The organism is Arthrobacter sp. efr-133-TYG-118 (assembly GCF_030209755.1).
Classification (GTDB): domain Bacteria; phylum Actinomycetota; class Actinomycetes; order Actinomycetales; family Micrococcaceae; genus Arthrobacter.
Genome location: NZ_JARVRH010000009.1, coordinates 1 through 21,624, shown reverse-complemented (window position 1 = coordinate 21,624; position 21,624 = coordinate 1). Strand labels below are relative to the sequence as shown.

Annotated in this window: 20 protein-coding genes and 1 tRNA gene; 8 read left to right on the top strand and 13 right to left on the bottom strand. The window is 64.3% G+C overall.

The features are described 5' to 3' along the window. Nucleotides 1–61 precede the first annotated feature (61 nt). The 5 genes from QRN59_RS07935 to QRN59_RS07915 all read right to left on the bottom strand — a co-directional run bounded on the left by QRN59_RS07935 (nt 62) and on the right by QRN59_RS07915 (nt 4,051). On the bottom strand, nt 62–889 hold the full coding sequence (locus tag QRN59_RS07935) for an amino acid ABC transporter ATP-binding protein (RefSeq protein ID WP_284981986.1): 828 nt from the start codon (nt 887–889) through the stop codon (nt 62–64). Continuing rightward, the gene (locus QRN59_RS07930; RefSeq protein ID WP_236815702.1) at nt 876–1,541 is read right to left on the bottom strand and encodes an amino acid ABC transporter permease; all 666 of its coding nucleotides are present in this window, start codon (nt 1,539–1,541) and stop codon (nt 876–878) included. Before QRN59_RS07930 ends, QRN59_RS07935 begins: the two co-directional genes overlap by 14 nt. 15 nt (nt 1,542–1,556) lie before the next feature. Further along, nucleotides 1,557–2,375, bottom strand: a complete 819-nt coding sequence (locus tag QRN59_RS07925) for an amino acid ABC transporter substrate-binding protein (RefSeq protein WP_284981985.1) — start codon at nt 2,373–2,375, stop codon at nt 1,557–1,559. Between the two features lie 246 nt (nt 2,376–2,621). Further along, nucleotides 2,622–3,329 (bottom strand): hypothetical protein, encoded by a 708-nt coding sequence (locus QRN59_RS07920; protein WP_284981984.1) that lies wholly within the window; start codon nt 3,327–3,329, stop codon nt 2,622–2,624. Further along, a complete protein-coding gene (locus QRN59_RS07915; protein ID WP_284981983.1) occupies nt 3,326–4,051 on the bottom strand; it encodes a hypothetical protein in 726 nt (241 codons plus the stop codon). Before QRN59_RS07915 ends, QRN59_RS07920 begins: the two co-directional genes overlap by 4 nt. 231 nt (nt 4,052–4,282) lie before the next feature. On the opposite strand from QRN59_RS07915, the gene QRN59_RS07910 reads away from it, so the two are divergent. Both QRN59_RS07910 and QRN59_RS07905 read left to right on the top strand, forming a co-directional pair. Next, a complete protein-coding gene (locus QRN59_RS07910; protein ID WP_284981982.1) occupies nt 4,283–5,953 on the top strand; it encodes an ABC-F family ATP-binding cassette domain-containing protein in 1,671 nt (556 codons plus the stop codon). Beyond that, nucleotides 5,950–7,863 carry an ABC transporter ATP-binding protein gene (locus QRN59_RS07905; RefSeq protein WP_284981981.1) on the top strand — a complete coding sequence of 638 codons (1,914 nt, stop codon included), beginning with the start codon at nt 5,950–5,952 and terminating at the stop codon, nt 7,861–7,863. Before QRN59_RS07910 ends, QRN59_RS07905 begins: the two co-directional genes overlap by 4 nt. 30 nt (nt 7,864–7,893) lie before the next feature. On the opposite strand, the gene QRN59_RS07900 is transcribed toward QRN59_RS07905, so the two are convergent. From QRN59_RS07900 to QRN59_RS07875, 6 genes are all read right to left on the bottom strand, one after another. Beyond that, complete coding sequence (locus QRN59_RS07900) at nt 7,894–8,826, bottom strand: GGDEF domain-containing response regulator (protein ID WP_284981980.1); 933 nt, start codon at nt 8,824–8,826, stop codon at nt 7,894–7,896. After that, nucleotides 8,823–12,137 carry a PAS domain-containing hybrid sensor histidine kinase/response regulator gene (locus QRN59_RS07895; protein WP_284981979.1) on the bottom strand — a complete coding sequence of 1,105 codons (3,315 nt, stop codon included), beginning with the start codon at nt 12,135–12,137 and terminating at the stop codon, nt 8,823–8,825. Before QRN59_RS07895 ends, QRN59_RS07900 begins: the two co-directional genes overlap by 4 nt. Then, nucleotides 12,134–14,155 (bottom strand): glycosyltransferase family 2 protein, encoded by a 2,022-nt coding sequence (locus QRN59_RS07890; protein ID WP_284981978.1) that lies wholly within the window; start codon nt 14,153–14,155, stop codon nt 12,134–12,136. Before QRN59_RS07890 ends, QRN59_RS07895 begins: the two co-directional genes overlap by 4 nt. Nucleotides 14,156–14,304: 149 nt before the next feature. Continuing rightward, nucleotides 14,305–14,721, bottom strand: coding sequence for an NUDIX hydrolase (locus QRN59_RS07885; RefSeq protein WP_284981977.1), 417 nt, complete (start codon nt 14,719–14,721; stop codon nt 14,305–14,307). Further along, nucleotides 14,718–15,173, bottom strand: a complete 456-nt coding sequence (locus QRN59_RS07880) for a DUF6314 family protein (RefSeq protein WP_284981976.1) — start codon at nt 15,171–15,173, stop codon at nt 14,718–14,720. Before QRN59_RS07880 ends, QRN59_RS07885 begins: the two co-directional genes overlap by 4 nt. Before the next feature lies 1 nt (nt 15,174). Continuing rightward, nucleotides 15,175–15,247, bottom strand: a tRNA-Arg gene (locus tag QRN59_RS07875). Between QRN59_RS07875 and QRN59_RS07870 the strand changes: the two genes are divergently transcribed. The 4 genes from QRN59_RS07870 to QRN59_RS07855 all read left to right on the top strand — a co-directional run bounded on the left by QRN59_RS07870 (nt 15,221) and on the right by QRN59_RS07855 (nt 18,404). Next, complete coding sequence (locus QRN59_RS07870; RefSeq protein WP_284981975.1) at nt 15,221–15,409, top strand: hypothetical protein; 189 nt, start codon at nt 15,221–15,223, stop codon at nt 15,407–15,409. The genes QRN59_RS07875 and QRN59_RS07870 overlap by 27 nt on opposite strands. After that, a complete protein-coding gene (locus QRN59_RS07865; protein ID WP_284981974.1) occupies nt 15,406–16,170 on the top strand; it encodes a DUF998 domain-containing protein in 765 nt (254 codons plus the stop codon). Before QRN59_RS07870 ends, QRN59_RS07865 begins: the two co-directional genes overlap by 4 nt. Before the next feature lie 277 nt (nt 16,171–16,447). Continuing rightward, on the top strand, nt 16,448–16,894 hold the full coding sequence (locus tag QRN59_RS07860; protein WP_284981973.1) for a DUF7793 family protein: 447 nt from the start codon (nt 16,448–16,450) through the stop codon (nt 16,892–16,894). Next, entirely contained in the window at nt 16,884–18,404 is a 1,521-nt protein-coding gene (locus QRN59_RS07855) for a putative bifunctional diguanylate cyclase/phosphodiesterase (protein WP_284981972.1), read from the top strand. The genes QRN59_RS07860 and QRN59_RS07855 overlap by 11 nt, the downstream gene beginning before the upstream one ends. Before the next feature lie 77 nt (nt 18,405–18,481). Here the strand turns inward: QRN59_RS07855 and QRN59_RS07850 are convergent, their stop codons facing one another. After that, a complete protein-coding gene (locus tag QRN59_RS07850; RefSeq protein WP_284981971.1) occupies nt 18,482–18,775 on the bottom strand; it encodes a hypothetical protein in 294 nt (97 codons plus the stop codon). 171 nt (nt 18,776–18,946) lie between these two features. On the opposite strand from QRN59_RS07850, the gene QRN59_RS07845 reads away from it, so the two are divergent. After that, a complete protein-coding gene (locus QRN59_RS07845; protein ID WP_284981970.1) occupies nt 18,947–19,981 on the top strand; it encodes a hypothetical protein in 1,035 nt (344 codons plus the stop codon). 57 nt (nt 19,982–20,038) lie between these two features. On the opposite strand, the gene QRN59_RS07840 is transcribed toward QRN59_RS07845, so the two are convergent. Further along, the gene (locus QRN59_RS07840) at nt 20,039–20,662 is read right to left on the bottom strand and encodes a hypothetical protein (protein ID WP_284981969.1); all 624 of its coding nucleotides are present in this window, start codon (nt 20,660–20,662) and stop codon (nt 20,039–20,041) included. Between the two features lie 33 nt (nt 20,663–20,695). Between QRN59_RS07840 and QRN59_RS07835 the strand changes: the two genes are divergently transcribed. Continuing rightward, nucleotides 20,696–21,538, top strand: coding sequence for an inositol monophosphatase family protein (locus QRN59_RS07835; protein WP_284981968.1), 843 nt, complete (start codon nt 20,696–20,698; stop codon nt 21,536–21,538). Nucleotides 21,539–21,624 lie beyond the last annotated feature (86 nt).

The window sequence follows — 21,624 nt, the reverse complement described above, 5'->3', positions numbered from 1 at the left end:
GACTCGCAGTAGTTGTCGTTTTGAGGGCCCAAAACGACAACTAATGCGAGTCAGTTGGGCCTCAGACGTCGTGTTGGAGGCGCTTGACGAATTGCTTGGTGCGTTCCTCCCGGGGCTCCCGCAAGACCTCCGCGGCCGGCCCTCGTTCCACCACCACGCCGCCGTCCATGAAGATGACTTCATCGGCAACCTGGCGGGCGAAGGCGAGCTCGTGCGTCACGATCACCATGGTCCAGCCTTCGTCGGCAAGTTCCTTGATGACACCCAGCACTTCACCCACGAGTTCCGGGTCCAGGGCAGAGGTGGGCTCGTCGAAGAGCAGCAGTTGGGGTTTGAGGGCCAAGGCGCGCACGATTCCCACGCGTTGTTGCTGGCCGCCTGACAGTTCGAAGGGGTAGGCATCGCGTTTGTCCGCGAGGCCAACCCGGGCGAGGAGCCGCTCGGCCTCCTCCACTACTTCCGCCCGGGGGCGCTTCTGGACCTGCAGCGGTCCCTCGATGATGTTCTTGAGCACCGTCATGTGCGGGAACAGGTTGTAGTGCTGGAACACCATGGCGCTGCGGTCCCGGAGGGCGGCAATCTCGCGCTTGCCCACTGGGCCGGCGAAATCGAGGGTCAGTCCTGCGCCGGATCCGCGGACTGTACCGGCGTCGGCGTCCCCGAAGGTGACCGTGCCGGCGTCGGGCACTTCGAGGCCGTTGAGCGAGCGCAGGACTGTGGTCTTTCCCGAACCGGAGGGCCCGATCAAGGCGACCACCTGTCCGCGGCGGACATCGATGTCGATGCCGCGCAGCACCACGTTGCTGCCGAAGGCTTTGGCGAGGTCCCGGGCCGACAACACCAGCCCGGAGTTCCCCTGGGGGGCGTTGCTGGGCTCAGTGGGCGACATAACGGTCCAATCTACGCTCCAGGGCGGACTGGCCCGTGGAGAGGACGAGGCAAATGACCCAATAGACCAAGGCGGATTCGAGGTACAGGATCATGAATTCCTGGCTGAACGCGGCGATCTGCTGGGCATTGCGGAAAAGCTCGGTGACGAGGATGAGTGAAGCCAGCGAGGTGTCCTTCACAAGGGAAATGAAGGTGTTGGACAGCGGGGGCACCGAGACCCTGGCCGCTTGCGGGAGGATAATCCGCACGAGCGTTTGCGGCCGCGACATTCCGATGGTGTGCCCTGCCTCCCACTGGCCCTTGGGCACGGACAGGATCGCTGCGCGGATGACCTCGGCCGCGTAGCCGCCCACATTGAGGGAAAACGCGATGATGGCGCTCGGCCACGGCTCCAGCTTCACGCCGAGGCTCGGGAGGCCATAGAAGATCACGAACAGCTGCACCAGGAGGGGAGTCCCCCGGATCACGGAGACGTAGAAGCGCGCGACGGCCGAGAGCAGCCTGTTGGGGCTCAGGCGCAAGAGGGCAACGAGCAGCGCCAACGCCAGGCCAATGGCGAAAGACGCCAGGGTCAGGGGGATGGTTCCGGTGACTGCGCCGCCGATGATTGGCCCGAAGGAACTCCAGACGAGGTCCCAGTTGAAGGTCATCTGTTTGGCCGCCGGCTACTTGGTAACGTCTGCGCCGAAGTACTTCTGGGAGATCTTGGCGAGGGTGCCATCGGCTCGAAGGTCCGTGAGCGCTTTGTCCACTGCGGCCTTGAGCTCGGTGGATCCCTTGCGGAAGACCATGGCGCTTTGCGTCTTGTCCGTGGTCTCTGCGGCGATCTTCAAGCCGGAGTCCGGGGTGCTCTTGGCGTAGTCAAGGTAGGTCAACTTGTCGTTGACGGTTGCGTCGACGCGGCCTTGTCGGACCAAGGTGGCGGCTTGTGCCCAGCCTTCGACGGACTGGACGTTGGCGCCTGCGTCAACTGCCATCTTGTAGAAGTTGCTGGTCAATGACTGGGCGGTGGTCTTGCCTTTGAGATCGGCGAAGCTGTTGATGGAGTTGTTGTCCGACTTGGTCACGACGACGCCATTGGAGATCGTGTATGGGGCCGAGAAGTCATACTTGGCCGTGCGCTCAGGGTTGATGGAGATCTGGTTGGCGATAGTGTCGAAGCGCTTGGAATCAAGGCCCGCGAAGATGCCATCGAACTGGGTTTCCTGGAAGGTTGCCTTTACTCCGAGCTTGCCGGCGACGGCCTGGGCGATTTCGACGTCGAAGCCCGTGAGGGGACCGGCCCCGTTCTCGTGGAAGCTGAACGGCCGGTAGGTGCCTTCGGTGGCGATGACGATCTCGCCCTTGGACTTGATGGCGGACAGCGAAGTGTCTCCACCCGACGTCGACGACGGCGAGGAACCGCCGCCGCAAGCGGACAGTGCCAGCGCGACGGCGGCAAGTGTTGCGGACAGTGCGATGCGGTGAGTGGGCAGGCTCTTCATGAAAGCCATCTTAGTCACGGGACCGTGCCCGGTTGCTGCGGGCCTACACGGAAGGACGCTTAAAAAGGCTGAGTGGGGGCGGTCCCCAACAGCCCGCCACCACTCATCCCCCCAAAAGTGCTCCCGCACGCGCCACGAACCTTGGAAACCCGTTCATTGATTCAAAGGTCAGGCTGCGTCGCCTTCACACATTCATAATTATGGCACGATATAATGGATTTATGAAAGAGGTTACGCGGTATGTTTTTACGTTACCGTGCGGCGAGTCCGGCTGGCAACGATTTTGGACAGCCAGATGCCTCCCAAGCCAAGCGCAGTCGCCAAAGCGGCAGAGTAGTTGATGAGCGGCCGCAGCCACGTATTGGATAGCGGGATGAGCGGAAAGACCTGCGACAGGATCAGCAAACCGAGGCCCAGGAGCAATGTAGCGGAGGCGGCCCGGAGCAGCGCGGGGCCCGAGCTTCGAACGGACCGCCACATGCCCGGGATGAGGCATACGGCAACGTAGCCCGGGTAGAACCTGCCCAAGGCCGCATAAGTATCCAGGGCTGGCCCCGGGTCCAGGTCATTGAGGCCAACAGTGGAGTCCGAGGTGTCCATCGAGAAGAAAAAGAAAGCCGTGAGGACCGCGGTGGCTCCCAAAACGGCCAAGCCGATGGGCCCCCGGATGGCACGTTCCCCGCCGGGTGAAGCAAAGGCCCTCGCCACCTTGATGCCCATAAGCAGGAACGTTCCATAGAGCATGAACCTAAGCAGCAGGTTACAAAGGTTGAAGTTGCCCAGCCACCCGTCGATCAACAAGTATGGACCCTCGATGCTGAGCAGGATGTCGAGGGTAATCAGTGCGAACAGGACGAACATCATCCGGTTCTCGCCCCGGACGGCGCTGGGAATGCGAATGGCCGTCAAAACGAGGCAAATGGAGAGCGTGGCCCACGCCAATACGGTGGTCATCCCAGGTTCTCCCAGATTCTGTTCGTGTGGTCGAGCTCATGCTCATGGCGGCGCAGGGCCTTGCCGAGGGCCTGCAGCCGCTCCCCGGCCAATAGGGCCAGTTCGCCTTCTGTCATCCTGTCCAGTGCCTCCCGCCGCGCCCCGGGGGCCCATCCCGCCTCGGCTTCGGTGACGAGGCCGCTGGCCACGAGGCCTCCGGCCGGTCCGACGCCGGCCGCCCGGGACGTCGCCAAGGCCAGTTCCGGGGGCAAACGGTTGGCTGTCAGGTGCGCGGAGAAGTTCTGCGGTGCGATCCCCGTGGCGCCGCTCACCCGGTGGCGGAGCTCGCCGTCGTCGATCGCGTCCACCCAGTTCCTGACTGAACTCGGGTGCGGGGTCTCCGCAAGGACCAAGGGCGGGACGCCGTCCCGGGACTCCGAGCGCTCGACGACTGCGCGCAGCAGATCCATGGTGGAGACCTGGCTGACGAGTTCCGCGTCAGTGGGGGGAACCGGGGTCCCGCGAAGCGCCGCGTATGCCTCGAATTGTGCCAATGCATCGAAGGGATTCATGTCGAAGGCCCGGCTGATGCTCACGAGTGAACTCTCGGCCACCTTGCCGCGGACCAATTGCTGGGCTAGCGTGGTGCGTTTCACTCCCGAAAAGCGGCAGACATCGGCCGTGCTGGTGTTCGGGGCAATCCCGTGCAGCCAGCGTTGGAACGCCTTGGAAGGGAGGGACATGAACCACTTTCTGGTAGACGGTTCCTGCAAGGACTGCGAGGTTGATTTTACGATGCGGGCACATTGAATTATGCTTGATTCTCGAACCCGCTGGTCCGCACACCCCCCAAGTACGGACCAGCGGGTTCTTCCATGCCCCGGTCTTCTCGCACGGCAGGGTTTTCGCACGGCCGCCCTTTTTCGCGTGGCCGGCCTTTCCGCTCAAGAGCGGAGCAGTGAGAGGATAGACCAATGACTGCAACGCTTGTCGCCAAAGAGCTCTCCGGCGGCCACGGTCACCGCACCTTGTTCTCGAAGCTCTCCCTCACCGTCGCTCCTGGAGATGTCGTGGGTGTCGTCGGCGCCAACGGCGCCGGGAAATCCACCCTGCTGCGCATCCTCGCAGGAGCTGACCGCCCCCAAGAGGGTACGGTCAGCCTCGCTCCCAGCGACGCCTTTGTGGGCTGGCTGCCCCAGGAACACGAACGCACCCCCGGCGAAACGGTAGCCGCCTACATTGCCCGCCGCACGGGTTGCGCCCAGGCCACGGCCGAGATGGAGGCAGGCGCGGAGGGGCTCGCAGCCGGGACCGCGGATGCCGACGACGCGTATTCCTTGGCTTTTGACCGCTGGATGGCATCGGGTGCCGCGGACCTGGAGGACCGGATCCCCGCGGTGTTGGCGGAACTCGGCCTGGAATCCGGTCCGGAGGCGCTCATGACGGGCTTGTCCGGGGGACAGGCCGCCCGCGTTGCGTTGGCGGCGCTCCTGCTGAGCCGATTCGACGTCGTGCTCCTCGACGAGCCCACCAATGACCTGGACCTCGACGGACTCGCCCGCCTTGAATCATTCGTCCAAGGCCTTCGCGGCGGTGCCGTGTTGGTCTCGCATGACCGTGAGTTCCTGGCGCGCTGCATTACCAAGGTGCTGGAACTGGACCTGGCCCAGAACAGCGTGGCGGTCTACGACGGCGGCTACGATTCCTTCCTCGAAGAGCGGGCGGTGGCAAAGCGGCACGCCCGCGAACGCTACGAGGAATTCGCCAACACCAAGGCGGACCTCGTGTCGCGGGCCAGGACGCAGCGCGAATGGAGCTCGCAGGGCGTACGCAACGCCATGAAGAAGAGCCCTGACAACGACAAAATCCGCAGGGCGGCGAGCGTTGAGTCCTCGGAAAAGCAGGCCCAGAAAGTCCGTCAGATGGAGTCCCGCATCGCCCGGCTTGACGAGGTGGAAGAGCCGCGCAAGGAATGGCAGCTGCAGTTCAGCATCGGCCAGGCTCCGCGCTCCAGCTCCGTCGTCGCAACCTTGCGCGACGTCGTGGCACACCAAGGCGACTTCACGCTGGGACCGGTCAATCTCCAGCTCAACGCCGGCGAACGCATTGGCATCACCGGACCCAACGGCGCAGGAAAGTCCACCCTCCTGCGGCTGCTGCTCGGGCTTCAACAGCCCGACGCCGGAGACGCCTCCATGGGTGCATCCGTGGCGATCGGCGAGATCGACCAAGCCCGCGGACTGCTGGCGGGGCACCTCACCCTGGCAGACGCCGTCGAATCCGTCCTGATCGAATGGAACTCCGCGGATGTCCGCACCCTTCTGGCCAAATTCGGCCTCAAAGCGGACCACACCTCCCGGACCGTGGATTCCTTGTCCCCGGGCGAACGCACTCGCGCGGCGCTCGCGCTGCTGCAGGCCCGCGGCGTCAACCTGCTGGTCCTCGACGAACCCACCAACCACCTCGACCTGCCCGCGATCGAGCAGCTTGAGGAAGCGCTCGACGGCTACGACGGCGCGCTCCTGCTGGTCACGCACGACCGCCGCTTGCTCGAAAACGTCCGGCTCGACTCCCGCTGGCACCTTGACAACGGCACCGTGACCGAACTGCACCACACTTCCGGAATGGGGAATCACAAGCCATGAGCATGGATGGCGTCGCCTGGCGCTCGCTCTACAACATCACCCGCGCCAAGAGCGGCTCCCAGCCGTTCTCGCGGGAAACCATCAAGCGCGTCCTCGCTTTCGCGAAACCGCACCGCAACAAGCTGATCGCCTTCGTGCTGGCCTCCATCGCCGGTGCATTCCTTGCTGTGGCCACCCCGGTGCTGGCCGGCAAGGTGGTGAACGCGCTCATCGCCCATGCGGGCGTGGACGTCGTGATCGGGCTGGCCGCGCTCATCGCTGCCGTGGCCGTCGCCGACGCCGGGGTGGGCCTGCTGACCCGGTGGCTGTCTTCCGTGATCGGCGAAGGCGTGATCGTTGATCTGCGGACACGGGTGTTCGACCATGTGCAGCGCATGCCCATCGCCTTCTTCACCCGGACCCGTACCGGGGCCCTCGTCAGCCGGCTCAACAACGACGTCATCGGAGCACAATCGGCCTTCGCGGGCACCCTCTCCGGAGTGGTGAGCAACGTCGTCTCCTTGGCCCTGACCCTTGTGGTCATGCTCAACACCTCCTGGCTGGTCACGGTCCTGGCGATGGTGCTGCTGCCGATCTTCCTCATCCCCGCACGCCGCATGGGTTCCAAGCTTGCCGACCTCCGTCGTGAAGCCGCATCCCACAACGCGGCCATGGGGACCCAAATGACGGAGCGCTTCTCCGCACCCGGCGCCACGCTCGTCAAACTGTTCGGCCGCCCTGACGAGGAATCCGCCGAGTTCGCCCTGCGCGCCGGCCGCGTGCGGGACATTGGTGTCCGCACCGCCATGTTGCAGTTCACCTTCATCACCGCGCTGACGCTCGTTTCCGCCCTGGCCCTCGCGCTCGTTTACGGACTGGGCGGTTGGCTTGCGCTGAGCGGGCAGCTGGCGGCGGGCGACGTCGTCGTGCTGGCCCTGCTGCTCACCCGCCTTTATGCGCCGCTCACCGCGCTGTCCAGTGCCCACGTGGAGGTCATGAGCGCGTTGGTCAGCTTCGAACGGGTCTTCGAGATCCTGGACCTTAAGCCGCTCATCCAGGAGAAGCCCGACGCCGTCGCGGTGCCTTCGGGACCCGTTGCGGTGGAGTTCGACGACGTCCGCTTCGCCTATCCGTCCGCGGACAAGGTGTCCCTTGCGTCGCTGGAGGAAGTGGCGACGCTTGATACCCGCGGCGGCGAAGAGGTCCTGCACGGAATCAGCTTCCGCGTGGAGCCCGGTCAAACCGTGGCGCTCGTGGGGTCTTCCGGCGCGGGCAAGTCCACTGTCGCCCAGCTGCTGTCCCGCCTGTACGACGTCGACTCCGGCGCCGTGCGCTTGGGCGGCCGCGGTCAAGGGACCGGCCTGGATGTCCGGGACGTCACGTTCGATTCCCTCCGGGCGACCCTGGGCATGGTCACGCAGGACGGGCACCTCTTCCATGAAAGCATCGCCTCCAACTTGCGGCTGGCCCGGCCCGGAGCGACGGACGAGGAAATGTGGGACGTGCTCCGGCGCGCCCGGCTTGAAGCGATGGTCCGCTCCTTGCCGGATGGCTTGGAGACCGTGGTGGGGGAGCGCGGCTACCGCCTTTCCGGCGGGGAACGCCAACGGCTCACCATCGCACGCCTCCTCATCGCCCAACCGAGGGTCGTCATCCTCGACGAAGCCACGGCGGCCTTGGATTCCACGAGTGAAGCCGCCGTCCAGGCGGCCTTGGGCGAGGCACTCGAGGGACGCACCGCCGTCGTGATCGCCCACAGGCTCTCCACCATCCGGGCCGCCGATGTCATCTTGGTCGTGGAGGACGGATCGATCGTTGAGCGTGGTACGCACGCAGAGCTCCTCGCCGCGGACGGGCGCTACGCGGAGCTGTACAACACGCAGTTCGCGGAGGCGACAGCCGTGGCCCAGGAAGCTGTTCCGGAGCTGTAGACCCGGGGGCGTCTCCCCGTGGCCGGATTCTCAGCTCCGGGTGTGTTGACGAACTTCCGGTGCAACTTCCACGCGGTTCCGGCCGGCGGACTTGGCGGTGTACAACGCCATGTCGGCTTCTTTGAGGAGCCGTTCGCTGCTGACCCGGTGGTCGGGCACAAAGGCCGAGAGACCGGCGCTCAAGGTCAGGGTGCCCGAGGGGTTGCCTGAATGCGCAATGCCCAGGTCCCGCACGGCCTCAAGGGCGCGAGCGAGCCTTGTCTCCGCTCCGGATACCGTCTGGCCCGGCAGCAGGAAGAGGAACTCCTCCCCGCCGAAGCGGTAGATTCCGTCGCTTTCGCGCCCTTCGCCGGCAAGCGAGGCCGCAACTGACTGCAAGGCGAGGTCACCGGCTTGGTGGCCGTAAAGGTCGTTGTATCTCTTGAAATTGTCCACGTCGCAGATCGCCAGGCTGTAGTCCGTTCCGTAGCGGGCGCTTGTGTGGTGCAGCTGTTCCAGGTCCTCGGAGAGCTTCAGCCGGTTATGGAGCTTCGTCAGGGGATCGGTGCGGGCTTGTTCGGCGAGCGCGGCACGGTAGCGTGCAAGATCCGCGTGCAGCGAAGTCACCCTTTGCGCCACCAACAGCCGGGTATGCAAGGCGAACGGGTCAAGCGGTTTGGCCACGTAGTCATCAGCACCGGCCTGCATGCCCGCGACCACGTCCTCACGTGAATCCTTCGAGGTGACAAGGACAAGGTACGTGTAGGAGTCCTCTTCCGCGGAGCGGATGGCGCGGCAGAGCTCCAGTCCGTTGAGCCCGGGCATCATCAGGTCAGTCACGACGACTTGCGGCCGGTGTTGCCTGTACATCTCCCAGGCGGAGCTGCCGTCCGCGGCCACGATGCATTCGTGGCCGGACTGCTCCACTGCCGCCTTCGCCACGAGACGCGAACCGAAGTCGTCGTCCGCCACCAGGACCTTCACGAGGCCACCGACAGGGCGTGGTCCAACGCTTTGTCAACGAGGTCAAGTTCGGCTTCAAGGGCAGCCAGGAGTGCGGGATCGACAGGCTTGCCGCTTGATGAGCCACGTTCCAATTCCTCGCACATCCGGGCCGCGCGGGCGGCCCCGATGTTGGCCGCGGCGCCTTTCAATTTGTGGGCCACTTGCCTGAAAGTGTCTCCGCTTCCGTTGTCCAAAGCCCGGCGGAGTGCTTGCAGGCTCGGTTGGATGTCCTGCCTGAAGGCGTGGGCGGCGGCCGGCAGCAACCCCAGTCCGTCGTCCGGGCCGAGGTCACGCAGCGTTTCCAGCCTCGCGGGGTCGAGCGCGGGTCCGGCACTTTCCTTCGGGGTTTCGGGTATCCATCGTGAGAGGACCTGGTCCAATTTTTCCACGTCCACCGGTTTGGTCAGATAGTCGTCCATGCCGGCCGCAAGGCAGCGCTCACGGTCCTCATCCAGCGCGCCTGCGGTCATGGCAATGACGGGGAGCCTCTTGCGGCCATCGTGCCGGGCACGGATGGCCTTGGTTGCCTCGAATCCGTCCATGACGGGCATATGGCAGTCCATCAGGACGGCGGCATACTCTGTTGCCGCAGTCGCGGCGACTGCTTCGCTGCCGTCAGCGACGACGTCGGCCTCGTACCCGAGCTTCGCAACCATGCTGCGGGCCACGAGCTGGTTGACCTCGTTGTCCTCGACGACCAAAATCAGGCCGCGCGAAGGTTGGCTGATGGTCACCGGGATTGCGGGAGAAACCGCGGGAGCCGCGATCGGACGTGTCGCGACGAGACGCATGAGGCGGTCATAGAACTCGGAGCTGCGCACAGGCTTCGTCAACCATTCCTGGACCCCGGCGGCCACGAGTTCGGCTTTGTCCACATTCATGGTGGACGTCAGCATGATGATCCGCGTGGATGCGAGCGCGACGTCGGTGCTCAGTTTGTGGGCCAGCTCCAAGCCGTTCATGTCGGGCATGCACATGTCCAGCACCGCAATGTCGAAGGGACGTCCGGCGGCGGCCTCCTCGCGGCAACGGTCCAAGCCCTGTTGGGCGTCGCCGACAGCCTCCGGATTCATCCGCCAGCCCGCCAATTGCGCCTGCAGCACCAGCCGGTTGGTCGAGTTGTCGTCCACCACCAGGACCCGGAGTCCCGTTAGTTGCTCGGGCGAGATCGACGGCGGAGCTGCGGCAGGCCCGCTCACTGCCAAGGGAAGGGTGGCCCAGAAAGTGCTGCCGTTGCCCAAGGAACTGTCCACCCCGATCTCGCCGCCCATCACCTCGGTAAGCCTCCGCGAAATCGCCAGTCCAAGGCCGGTTCCGCCGTACCGCCGGGTGGTTGAGGCATCGGCCTGCGAGAACGACTCGAAGAGCCTGAGATGGTCTGCCGCCTCGATCCCGATCCCGGTGTCACGGACTTCGAAGCGTACCCGCGCGTTCGCGGATTCTTGCTCAACGAGCTTCACGCTAATGACGACTTCCCCTGAGGGAGTGAACTTCACTGCGTTTGAGGCCAGATTGAGCAGGATCTGCCTGATGCGGCCGGCGTCGCCTACCAGCATCGCCGGAACTTCCGGCCGGCAGTACGCAATCAGCTCCAGGCCTTTGGCCTGTGCGGTTTCGGCGAGGAGGACTGCGAGTTCCTCCACCAGGGTGCGTGGATTGAAGGGCGCGGGATCCAGGTCGACCTTGCCGGCTTCGAGTTTCGAGAAGTCCAGAATGTCATTGATCAGGGTCAGCAGGGCTTCGCCCGCGCCCTTGACGCCCTCGGCATATTGGCGCTGGGTTTCCTCCAAGGTGGTGTCCAGCAACAAGCCGGTCAGCCCGATCACACCGTTCATCGGTGTGCGGATCTCATGGCTCATGGTCGCGAGGAACTCCGACTTCAAGCGGCTGGCTTCCTCGGCGGCTTCCCGGGCGGTCACCAACTCGGCCTGGGCGATCCTGCGTTCCGTGATGTCCTGGGCGATCGTGGCGACTCCGCGGATGCCGCCCGTTCCGCGGATCGGGGACATTGTCAGCGAGACGGGAACGATGGAACCGTCGATGCGGACCCGTGCCGTTTCGTAGCTGTGGGTTTCCCCGCCGGCCCTGATGGCTGCCAAGAGTTCTTTTTCCTCGTCCTGAAGCTCGTCCGGAATGATGAAGGAAACATTCCTGCCGATTGCCTCCGCGGCGCTGTATCCGTAGATCCGTTCGGCTCCGGGATTCCAGCTGGTCACGACGCCGTCCAGGGTCTTGCCCACAATGGCATCTGCCGAAGAGTTGACGATCGCGCCCAAGCCTTCGAGTTCCGAGGTGCGCTCGGCAACTTTGGATTCAAGATCCCGCGTGAGGTTGATGTTCTCCAGGATCATGAGGATCTGGCGGGTGATGGCCAGGGCCAACACGGTAAGTCCCACGGTCTGGAGGAAGGGGTCGCTGGGACGCCCGACGCGTATGGGTGCCACCATGACCGCACCGAAGACGGGGACGTAGGGGAGGAGCTCCAACGCCAGGGTGTAGAGGCGCCGGTCCGTCCGGGGACGGGGGGCGTAGGGGACCAGTGGGGCGAGGGCAATCAGCAGGAAGGCTGCGATCCAGCCAGCCGCGAGGGGAGTCCCGGTGAGCCCCGTGATGTTGTCGGAGGTCAGCTTCACATAGGTACTGTCAGTGATCGCCAGGACGAGGAGCCCGCCACCGAGGCAGACCCATCTGAGGCGTTCTCCCGGCGCCCTCCGCATGGTGAGCATGAGGACTATGGAGACCATCACGATATCGGCAACGGGATAGGCCAAGCCGGTGAGATGGGCGAGGGTTTCCTGGCCTTCCGCCCTGTACATGGAACCGAGGACGGTGGCCCAGCTCATGAACAGCACAGCGGAGGCAATCACTGCCGAATCCAGGAGTGCGCGCACGAAAGCAACCCGGGAAACCCGGGGACGCGGGAACAAGTAGAGGGCAATCCCGGCCGGGATCGAATAGCCGACGAAGGCGGCGTCGGCTAGGGAGGGGTAGGGATAGTCATGGTCGAGCGTCAACCCAAAAAAGGTCCAGATTGCTTGGCCGATGGTCCAAAGCAAGGTGGCAAAAGCCATGACCCGCCACGCACGGGAGCTTTCGTCTTTGCGCCGTGCTGCCCGGGCACAACTGACTGTGGCGAGCAGCGCGGCTGCCAGGATGGCGAGGTCCCCGGCTGACTGCGCCACGGACGTCCCTTGGTTTGCCCCGAGGACCGTTGCCAGGACGGCCACCGCCGCAGCTGTGACGACAACTGTCCAGGCCAGGGTGGGCTTGCGCAGGCTGAGGACGCTCATGCCGACTCCCGGGTTGCGACGGCAGGGACGCCAGGGGGAAAGCCGGGCAGGACATCATCGGGAGTATGGAACAGCCAGAGTGCGAGGCCTCGATACGCGTTCCAGTCGCCGTCGCGCACCCGCAGAGACGCCATGCGGCCTTCCCTCGACGTGGACCAGACCCGAACGATGTCCAGGGCAATCGGTGCAGCCCCAGGCAGCGCGAGGTGAACGCGACCGGCCTCGGGCAGCGCGTCGGCCTCTACTCGAACTGCGGCGCCTCCCATGGAGATGTCAAGCAATTCTCCTGCGACGCCCTCGATCGTGACAGGTACCTTGACTGTGACCCTGTGGGCGCTCCTGCGTGATGTGGCGAATTCGGCGGCTCTGATCCGGAGTGTTCCCAGCACCAAGACAACCCCGGCCAGAACCAGCCAGGCGCCGGCGGCAATGGTGGAACCCGGACTTGTCCGCCAAGGCACCCAGCCGAAGACTCCGGCGGTCGCATAGAGAATAATCGCGGCCACGATGACGATCAGCGCAACGAGGATCCGCGGGGCCCGTCCACGGAGTCGAAGTTCCGTCGCCCCTTTCGGGGTGACTTGAAACTCCAAGGACTTCCGGGAAACGAGCCACCAAAGGCAAGCCATCCCAACGGGAACCCGGAAAATCCGTAGGGCGAACGCCGTCGGCCAGTGGATCTGGTGGCGCATGAGTCTCTTGGCGCCCCACAAACGGACCCAGAACATGGCTGCGAAGGCAAGCGTGAACTCCACCGGCCCGGCGGTGGAGGTCTGGGCGCCTGAGACCATGACCGCCATGGGAATGATGAATACAATCAAAGTGGCAATGCCCTCAAGCCACCATAAAGTTCCATTGATGTATTCGTGGAAGTTTCGCCAGGTCATCCAGCTCTTGGCAGCCCAGAGGCGCTCGTACGTCAGGATCTGCATCGCGCCCATGCCCCAACGTCGGCGCTGCAGCAGGTATTGATCCGCTGTCGCCGGAGCCAGGCCCACAGCCAGGGTCTGGTGGTGGTAGACGGTCTTCCATCCGCACCGGATGAGCTTGAGGGTCGTGTGCATGTCCTCGGTGATCGTCTCGGTGGCCACCCCGCCTACCTCGCGGAGCGCCTTCATGCGCAGCAGCGAGGTTGAGCCGCACCAGAACGGCCCTGCGCCGGGAACGTTGCGCGAAGGCATCAGGACGTTGAAGAACAAGCCCTGTTCGCCTGAGATGCCGTCGTCGTCGAAGGCTCCGGAGTTGTAGAACGCTTGCGGCCCCTGGATGAGCGCAATCTTTTCGTCCGCGAACCATCCCAGGGTGGCTGTCAGGAACGTCGGCAGCGGTACGTGGTCGCAGTCCAGCACGGCAATGATGTCAATTGCGTCCTTGCCGGCCGCTTCCTCTGCGGCCATGAGCTCCAGTGCGTGGTTCATGTTGCCCGCCTTGGCATGGTCATGCTCGGTGCGGGTGACGACCCTTGCACCGAACGATGCGCACATCTCCGCAACCCACGGGCGGCTTCCGTCATCCAGCACCCACGTTTCGTGGCTCGGCTTAAGGGCGCAGGCCGCAGCGATGGTGGGGGCAAGGACCTCAACGGGTTCGTTGTACGTGGGGATCAACACGGCGACCCTCATGCCATTGGGTGGTTCGGCAACCGGCTCCGGCGCATAACAGTCGATGTTCCACAGCGTGATGGACTTCAGGACCAGCCCCATCAGCGGAAGGGCCTCAAACGTCACCAGCGTCCACGCAATGACAAGATCCCCGCCGCCAAGCGGCATGGTGAATGCGATCCGCCACGTCAGGTAGAGCAACAACGCTGCGATCGCAGCTATCCCACCGGTCCTGGCCATTCTGCGGGAACGCGGAGCCTCGGGCGCGGGAGAACCCAGTTGCGCCGCCCAGCCGGCCATTCCCGCCGTCGAGTAGGCCTTGACCTCCGCAGGAGTGTCACGGAACTGCGTCCGTTCTCCGCGGACTTCCGCGCCGACGTCTCCCCAGGCGCGTCGGCGCTGTTCAAGAGATTGCATGCGATCCCCCAGCTGGATCTGACAATGCAGCCTGTATCAAGTTAAAACAAACTGTGCGATCACTATAGCCAGTTCTCACCGGATTTTCATGGGAAAACAGGGAACTTCAGGCTGTGTCACCCGCAGCATTGTCCAGGTGCGGGAAGGCCTTACTTTTTCGCGAGCAGGGGCAGGACATGGTCCGTCAGGAGTGGAGCCAAATCGTCCGGAAGTTCAGCAGAGAGATCCAACCAGCGGATCTCTGCGATCTCGGCCGAAGGATGGGCCTCCCACATGCCTGGTGCAGTGAAGACGGTAGCCTGGATATCCGTGGCGGCCTCGTTGGCGGCGATGGCGAGCCAGCTCCCCAAGGGCTCCAGATCGGCCGGGTCGACGTCGATTCCGACTTCCTCGGCCAGCTCGCGGGATGCCGTCTCCGCCGCGGTTTCACCTGGTTCGGGCTTGCCCCCGGGGTGCATGAACTTGTCCGTGCCACGCTTGCGCACCGTGAGCAGCCGTCCGGCGTCGTCGTACACGCAGACCGCGCTGACGACTATCAGGTCCTTGGCTGGATGGTTGCGGGTCATTGCGCTCTCCTAAGCCGGGATTCGAGCAGCAAATCCTTGGCCGGTCCGTGGACGTCCCAGGCGTAGCTGAAAGCATCCGGCCCGCCCCAGAGGTAATTGACTTTATAGTCATCGGGATCGCACCAGTGGCTGGCCTCGTTGGCGTGATCGCGGAAGCTCATGCGGTGGAACGGTTTCCCGTCCGGGAAGTAGACATCCATGGCGGCGGGAGAGCCCGAGGGGCGCAGGAGGTATTCGCGGAAGGCCGGGCCCGTGTGGGTGGGCCACGTCATGGTGCCGTCCTCGCGAAGGAGGAGGCCGCCGTCGGGGGTTCCTGAATAGCGCACGACGCCGGTGAACGTACCGCGGGTGCCGCCCGCCCGGTCCCACAGAGACCGTTCCACGGTCCAGCTGCCCAGCAGGTAGGCCCGCAGGTCTTGCGTCGGAGACGATTCGCGCAGCTGGTCTTTCAAGTGCCCTCGATTGGAATCGAACCAACGACACCGGCTTTAGGAGAGCCGTGCTCTATCCACTGAGCTACGAGGGCCTGTGCGCGTACTGGAAGCTCCTGGGAGCCGCTGGCCGGGCACGCATACAAGCATACAAGCTGCCGGGGCAGCCCTCGAACACCGACGCCGGCAGCACAGGCAGGGTGGCGACAAAGGCGGCGCGGCACGTGGGTGCGCTGGCGCTAGGCTGGCCCGCATGAGAGAGCAGATGACGGCGCCGGTCGCCTTCGGCGACCACCTCCCGGACCTGGGCACCATCCGCTCGAACATCGGCGGCTGGGCCCAGTTGAGCGTGGTGCAGTATTTCGTGGCCGAATCGGCGGTGATCGAAGCCTGGCGCGGTCCCGAGCCCTACGATCGCCGGACCGGTTTCATCAGCGATCTTGGCGCCCTCAGATGCGGGATCTACGAGCACCGCGACGTCTGTTCGCCCCTGCATCTGCTCATGAATGCCTCCTTTGTGGTGCAGGGCCTCGGCATGCTTTTCGGGGCGCTCCTGCTCAGTTCGGCGCTCCTCTGCATAGCTGCCCGTCCCGGCGTGCGCATCCTGCAGGGTGCTGCCTACCGCAGAGCGTGGCCCACCGCCGTCGCGGTCCGGGTCCTGGCGGGTATCTCCGGGCTGGGAACTGTGGTTGTTGGTTTTGTGCCGGAAGACCTTGGATCTCCCTTCCACCTTGTGGGCGCCCTCATGTTCTTCATCGGTGGAGCGTTCGCACTGTTGCTCCTAGGGGTGCTCTGGCTGCCCCACACGGCCATGAGCTGGTTCATCGTGGCGTGCGGGACGTTGACGCTGGGCGCCCTCGTGGTCGGTGCCCTGACAAGGATGGATGTCCCCGAACCTGGAACCTTGGAACGCCTCATGGCTTATCCGGTCACGATCGGATTTTCCGCCGCCGGGCTAGTGGTCGCGCAAAGGGTTCGGGAAGTACGGCGAACGGCGGCGCGGCTTGCAAAACGCTGAGTTTTCGCGGGTAGCCTCGTGTCAGCGGGCAGGCAATCTTTGCACTATCATGAGTGCACTCACCGGAATGGCGTCGGGCTGAGGGTTCCACGCAGTCTCGGCCCAGACTAGATTGATCGACACGGCAGAACATAGGACCCATGACTCATCAGCTTGTTCTGCGTCGTCCGGGACACGCAGGCGATATATTCCCCATAAGGGCAGCTTCGGAGCTCCCGGGTAGTGCCCTTATGGACCCCCACGGGCCGATCGTCCGACGGCGGCGGGCCACGCAGCGATGAGCGCCCAGACACTCCCCGCCCGGGATTCCAGGCTCCCCGATGATGCTTTGGATGCGTCATCCGAAGACGTGCCGGCTCCTGCCGATCAGATCACCGTTGACTTGGCGGAGGACGGGATTGTCGAAGTCACCCTGCCGCCGAACACCGTAGTCCGCTCGCCGGAGGCGCGGGCGGCCGCAGCAGCCGTTCGCATGTTTGCGGACGGACGGAGGCTTCCGCTTCTGCTCAGGGTGACCGGAGTACTGTCCGTGACCGATGACGCGCGCCTGACGTACTCGAATTCCGTGGTCGTTTCAGCCTGTGCCCTCTTGGGGGAGAGCCCTGTGGACCGGGTGATCGCGCACTTTCTCCTGCGCGCGAAGCCAGGCTCCCTTCCGGGACAGTTCTTCACCTCCGAGACGGAAGCCCGTGACTGGTTGAGAGAGCACCACCGTGAATCGTGAGCCCCAGGACCCCCGGCTCCTTGCCCTTGTTGAAGGGGTGGTCCGGATTGCGGACGGCGACCTCAGCACGAGGATCCCGGTCTCCGGTCCGCGGGACGAGGTGGCTGCCGTCATTACCGGGATCAACCTCATGGCGGACGATCTCCAAGCCATCTACCAGGAGCTCGAGGAACGGGTCGAAAGCCGAACTGCCATGCTGCGCGAGGCTCAAATCGAACTCGAAAGGATGGCGCTCACTGATCCGCTGACCCAGTTGGCCAACCGCACGGCACTCGAAAGGGCGCTGAACCATGAACTCGTCGAATCCGAACGGGGCGAGCTCCCACCCGCATTGCTCGTTTTGGACTTGAACTCATTTAAGGGGATCAACGACACGTTGGGGCACGGCGCGGGGGACACCGTCTTGAAGGTCACTGCCAGGCGCCTGCTCGCAGCGGTCCGCGACACTGACATGGTGGCCAGGCTCGGCGGGGACGAATTCGCCGTCATGATGCCCAAATCCAATGCGGCTCACGCGCGGGGCGTTGCCAAACGGATCCTCCGAGCCGTCGGTGAAAGCATCGACATTGGCGAGGTCCGGATCATCTGTGGAACCAGCATCGGGCTCCGGGTCGCCGAGCCAGGACAGTCCGTGGACGACCTCGTGATGGAAGCCGATACGGCCATGTATGCGGCAAAGGCCGAGCCGGGGAGCAGCGTCAGGGTTTTCGAGCCGGCTTTGTTGTACGCGCGCCGACTCCAAGGACTCATGATCTCCGAGCTGCGTGAAGCCATCCGGACAGATCAGCTGGTCCTCCACTTCCAGCCCGTTGTCGAGTTGGCTTCGGGCCGGATTGAAGGCGCTGAAGCGCTGGTGCGGTGGAACCACCCCGACAGGGGATTGTTGATGCCGGATGCATTCATCCCTCTGGCTGAGGAAACCGGAATCATCATCGATCTCGGCTATTGGGTTCTTCGGCGGGCGATGCAGCAATTGCGCGAGTGGCAGGACGGCCCCGGCGTGGACGAAGACTTCAGCATGCGCGTCAATATTTCGACAACCGAATTGCAGAGCTTGGAACTGATCGAGCATGTGCGGGAAGTGCTCGCCGAAACCGGAGTGGAGGCATCCAAGCTGGTCATCGAGCTGACGGAGTCAATGGCGGTGAACGGCAGCGACATCGACAAATACTCTCTGACCGGCCTCCGGCGTCTGGGTATCCGCTTGGAAATCGACGATTTCGGCACGGGCTATTCGTCCATCAGCTACCTGCGCAGCCTTCCCGTCAACGTGGTCAAGATCGACCGCTCCCTTATCCAAGGCCTGGGCACGGACGACAAGGAACGGGACTTTGTGGCGGCAGTTCTCCAGCTCATTCATGCATGCGGAATGCAGGCCGTTGCCGAGGGCATCGAAACGGCGGAGCAGGCGGCTGAGCTTGCCCGACTGGGCTGCGCCAGTGGCCAGGGGTATTACTTTGGCCGGCCCATGGCAGCAGAAAAATTCGCGGAACTGCTGCGCGCCACCTGAGCATGCCTCCTCCAGTCATGGAAAGGCAGGCAACGGAAAGGCACCGGACCTCAGGTCCGGTGCCTTTTCAGGTGTGGCTAGTTGGAGGGGGTGGAGTTGGTGGCGGCGTTGGGCCACCAACCGGTGGCCTGAGGCGAACCCTGGGTGGTGGCGTTGGGCCACCAGCCGGTGGCCTGAGCCGAATCCTGTGCAAAGTTCGGCCACCAGCCGGTGGCCTGAGCCGAATCCTGTGCAAAGTTCGGCCACCAGCCAACGGCTATGGACGAATCCTGCGAGGGGCTCTGGCTGCTGGCGGACACTGCTGCCGAGCCGGTAATTCCTGCGAGCAAGATTGCTGCTGCCGCGAGGAGGGCGGCGAGAGTTCTTTTCATGCGAAAGCTCCTGATGGTATGTGACTGATGCGACTGGAGTGAACGAAGTGAAGCACGCTCATTATAAGAGTAACGACACGCCGTGTCATCAATGCTTTGTCCACATCTCCCAAAATCGTGCTAATTGCCCGGCCGCACCTTAGACGTGGTTCCCAGAGACATAATGGAGCCATGGGAGAAAAGAAGGTTGCGCCGTCATACGCCTCCGCGGAACTGCAGGCGAGAGGGCACCGGGCTAGCCACGACTTCGCCAAGGCTGCCGATGGTGCGCGATCGGCTGCTGATATTGCCCTTGATGAGGGCGATTCCGCCGGATGGTGGAACATGACTTTCCTTCAAGCCGAGAACCTTCTCGACGCCGGTGATTTCGCTGCGAGCACTGCCCTAGCGAGGTCGCTTTCCGAGGCATCGTTGGCCGTGGCTTCTCCCCAGCGCCGGGCCCGGGCACTGATCTTGATGGCGAACTCCCTGCGGGGCGAAGGGCTCCTGGAGATGGCCACCTCGGCTGCGGCATCGGCAGTGGGATTGGTCGATGATGACGCCGACATGGAAATCGACGTTCATGCCCGGCAGGCACTGATCGCCGCGTTCGGCGAGTCCGGCAAGCTGGAGGAGGCTTGGGAAGAGTGCCTGTCCCTCTCGGAAAGAATCTCCGATGAAATGGATGACCAGTTAGCCGGCAAAGCGTACTGGGTCATCGGCAATGTGGCATTCCTCTGCGACAAGGTCGACGAGGGGCTCCACTATCACGAGCTGGCCGCGGAGACCTTCTCGCCTTCCCGGAACCTTGATGTCTGGGCCAAATTCAACAAGGCATCGGCAGCGATGAGGCTGGCCGCTGAAGTGGCAGATGCCGCCACCCTGCGGTGCATAGAACGGGCAGAGCTCGCCACGGATGTCGTCGGCGGCAGCGAAGAGGAAATTCTCCTGCTTCGGCTCAACCGCGCGCATTGGAACTACCTGGCGGGAGACGCCCGGGCGGCACTTGAACTGCTGGACGAAATCAGGGGCCGCGCTGACCAACTGCCGCCGCAGATGGCAGGCGAGGTCTACCTCTTGATGGCGAGGGCCCAAGCCGGTACAGGGAGCCCTCAGGCGGCGAAGGAAAGCTTTGTCGAAGCGGCGGACCGCTTCGACAAAGCCGGCGCCCACCAGCGGGCCCTCCAAGCCCGCGAGATGCTCGCCCCGGGGCCTGATTCGGAATAGGGCCTGATCCGGAACGGGAGTAGCCCCGGCGGGCGTTGGCCCTGTTAGGCGCTTTTGTTAGACGCTCTTGGAACGCCGCGTCAGGAACACAGCCGCGCCGCCAGCCAAAAGGCTCAGCAGGAACAGCACCCAGCCCGCAACGGTGAGCGTGGACGCCAAACCCACCTGGCCGGCGTCGGGCGTTGCGGATGCCAGCGCAGCGTCAACCGCCACGTTGCTCCACAAGCGGACCACCGCGAACAGCAGGGGAGCAGCCCACAAGGCCCAGCGCAGTGCCTTTCCGGCCACATTGGTGCCGATCAGCAGAAGCCAGGTGAAGCCGAAGATCAGCGGAAACAAGGTTCCCGCGGTCTTGTGGATGTAGCTGAGCTGTCCGCGGGCGTCGTCCGTCATGGCGCCATGCAATTGATGGACGTAGTCGGTGGAGAACCCGCCGATGAGGGAATCGGGCATGGCCATGCCGCCGGACAACTGGGTCATCTGGTTCAGGGTCAGCAGGTGCACGTACCAGAACAGGAAAAGGCTGGCCACCACCCCGGCAATCACTATGAGGCGGCCGTTGTTTTGCGCCTTCTCGGGGGACCGCTGGGTGGTGGGATTGATCACCGACGGCAAGTGGTGCTGGGGGACGGCGGCATTGGCGCCATGCTTCTTGATGCGTTGGGCGGGGGTCTTGGCCATGTCATTCATTATCCCGCCACATAAGCTGGACCCATGACCACTGGCAGGCACTCCGCCACAGAACTTGATCCATCGCTGGACGACTACGAACTGGCTGCCGCCCTGGTCCGCGAAGCCGGGCAACTTGCCCTGCTGATGCGGATGGGCGGCTTGCAGGGAGAACGGAAGACCTCGGTTTCGGACGTGGTGACCGCCGCCGACCATGCGGCTGAAGCCTACGTCCTCGAGCAACTGCGCCGTTGCCGGCCGGACGACGGCATCCTGGGTGAAGAAGGAAGCTCGGTGGCAGGAAGCAGCGGCCGCACGTGGGTGATCGATCCCGTGGACGGTACCTACAATTTCCTGCACGGCTCCACGTATTGGTGCTCCGCGATCGCCTTGAAGCACGAGGGCACGGCATCACCCGGGGCCGCCTCGGATGCCGACGTCATCCTCGGGGCCATCTATCAGCCGGAGCTGGACAAGCTCTGGACCGGCGGCGAAGGCCACCCCGCGACCCTCAACGACGAACGGATCCCGGGACCGTCGGGGGCAGCCCTCAGCGAACTCGGGGCCGCGACCTATATCCACCCCACCTGGCTTGCCGATCCCCGCGCTGCCATGCCCTGGCACGCTGCAGCGGTGTCCGCCGCTTCACTGCGCATGTTCGGTTCCGGCTCCTGCGATCTCGGCCGGGTGGCCGACGGCGAGCTGGGCTGCTGGTTCCAACACAGCTGCCCTGAGTGGGACTGGCTCCCCGGCAAGGCGATCGTCCGCGCGGCCGGCGGGGACACCGACGTCGTGCGCGTTAACGGCCTGGACTGGTTCCTTGCGGGAGGCCCGTCGGCGGTCCGCGAGTTGCGCGCGGCGCTCACCTCGGTACCGCAGTTCGCCTGAGCATGCGCTCTCCTCGGTACCGCAATTCGCCTGAGCATGCGCTCTCCTTGGTGCTAGGGATGGACATAGTGCCGCGGTTCCTGTGA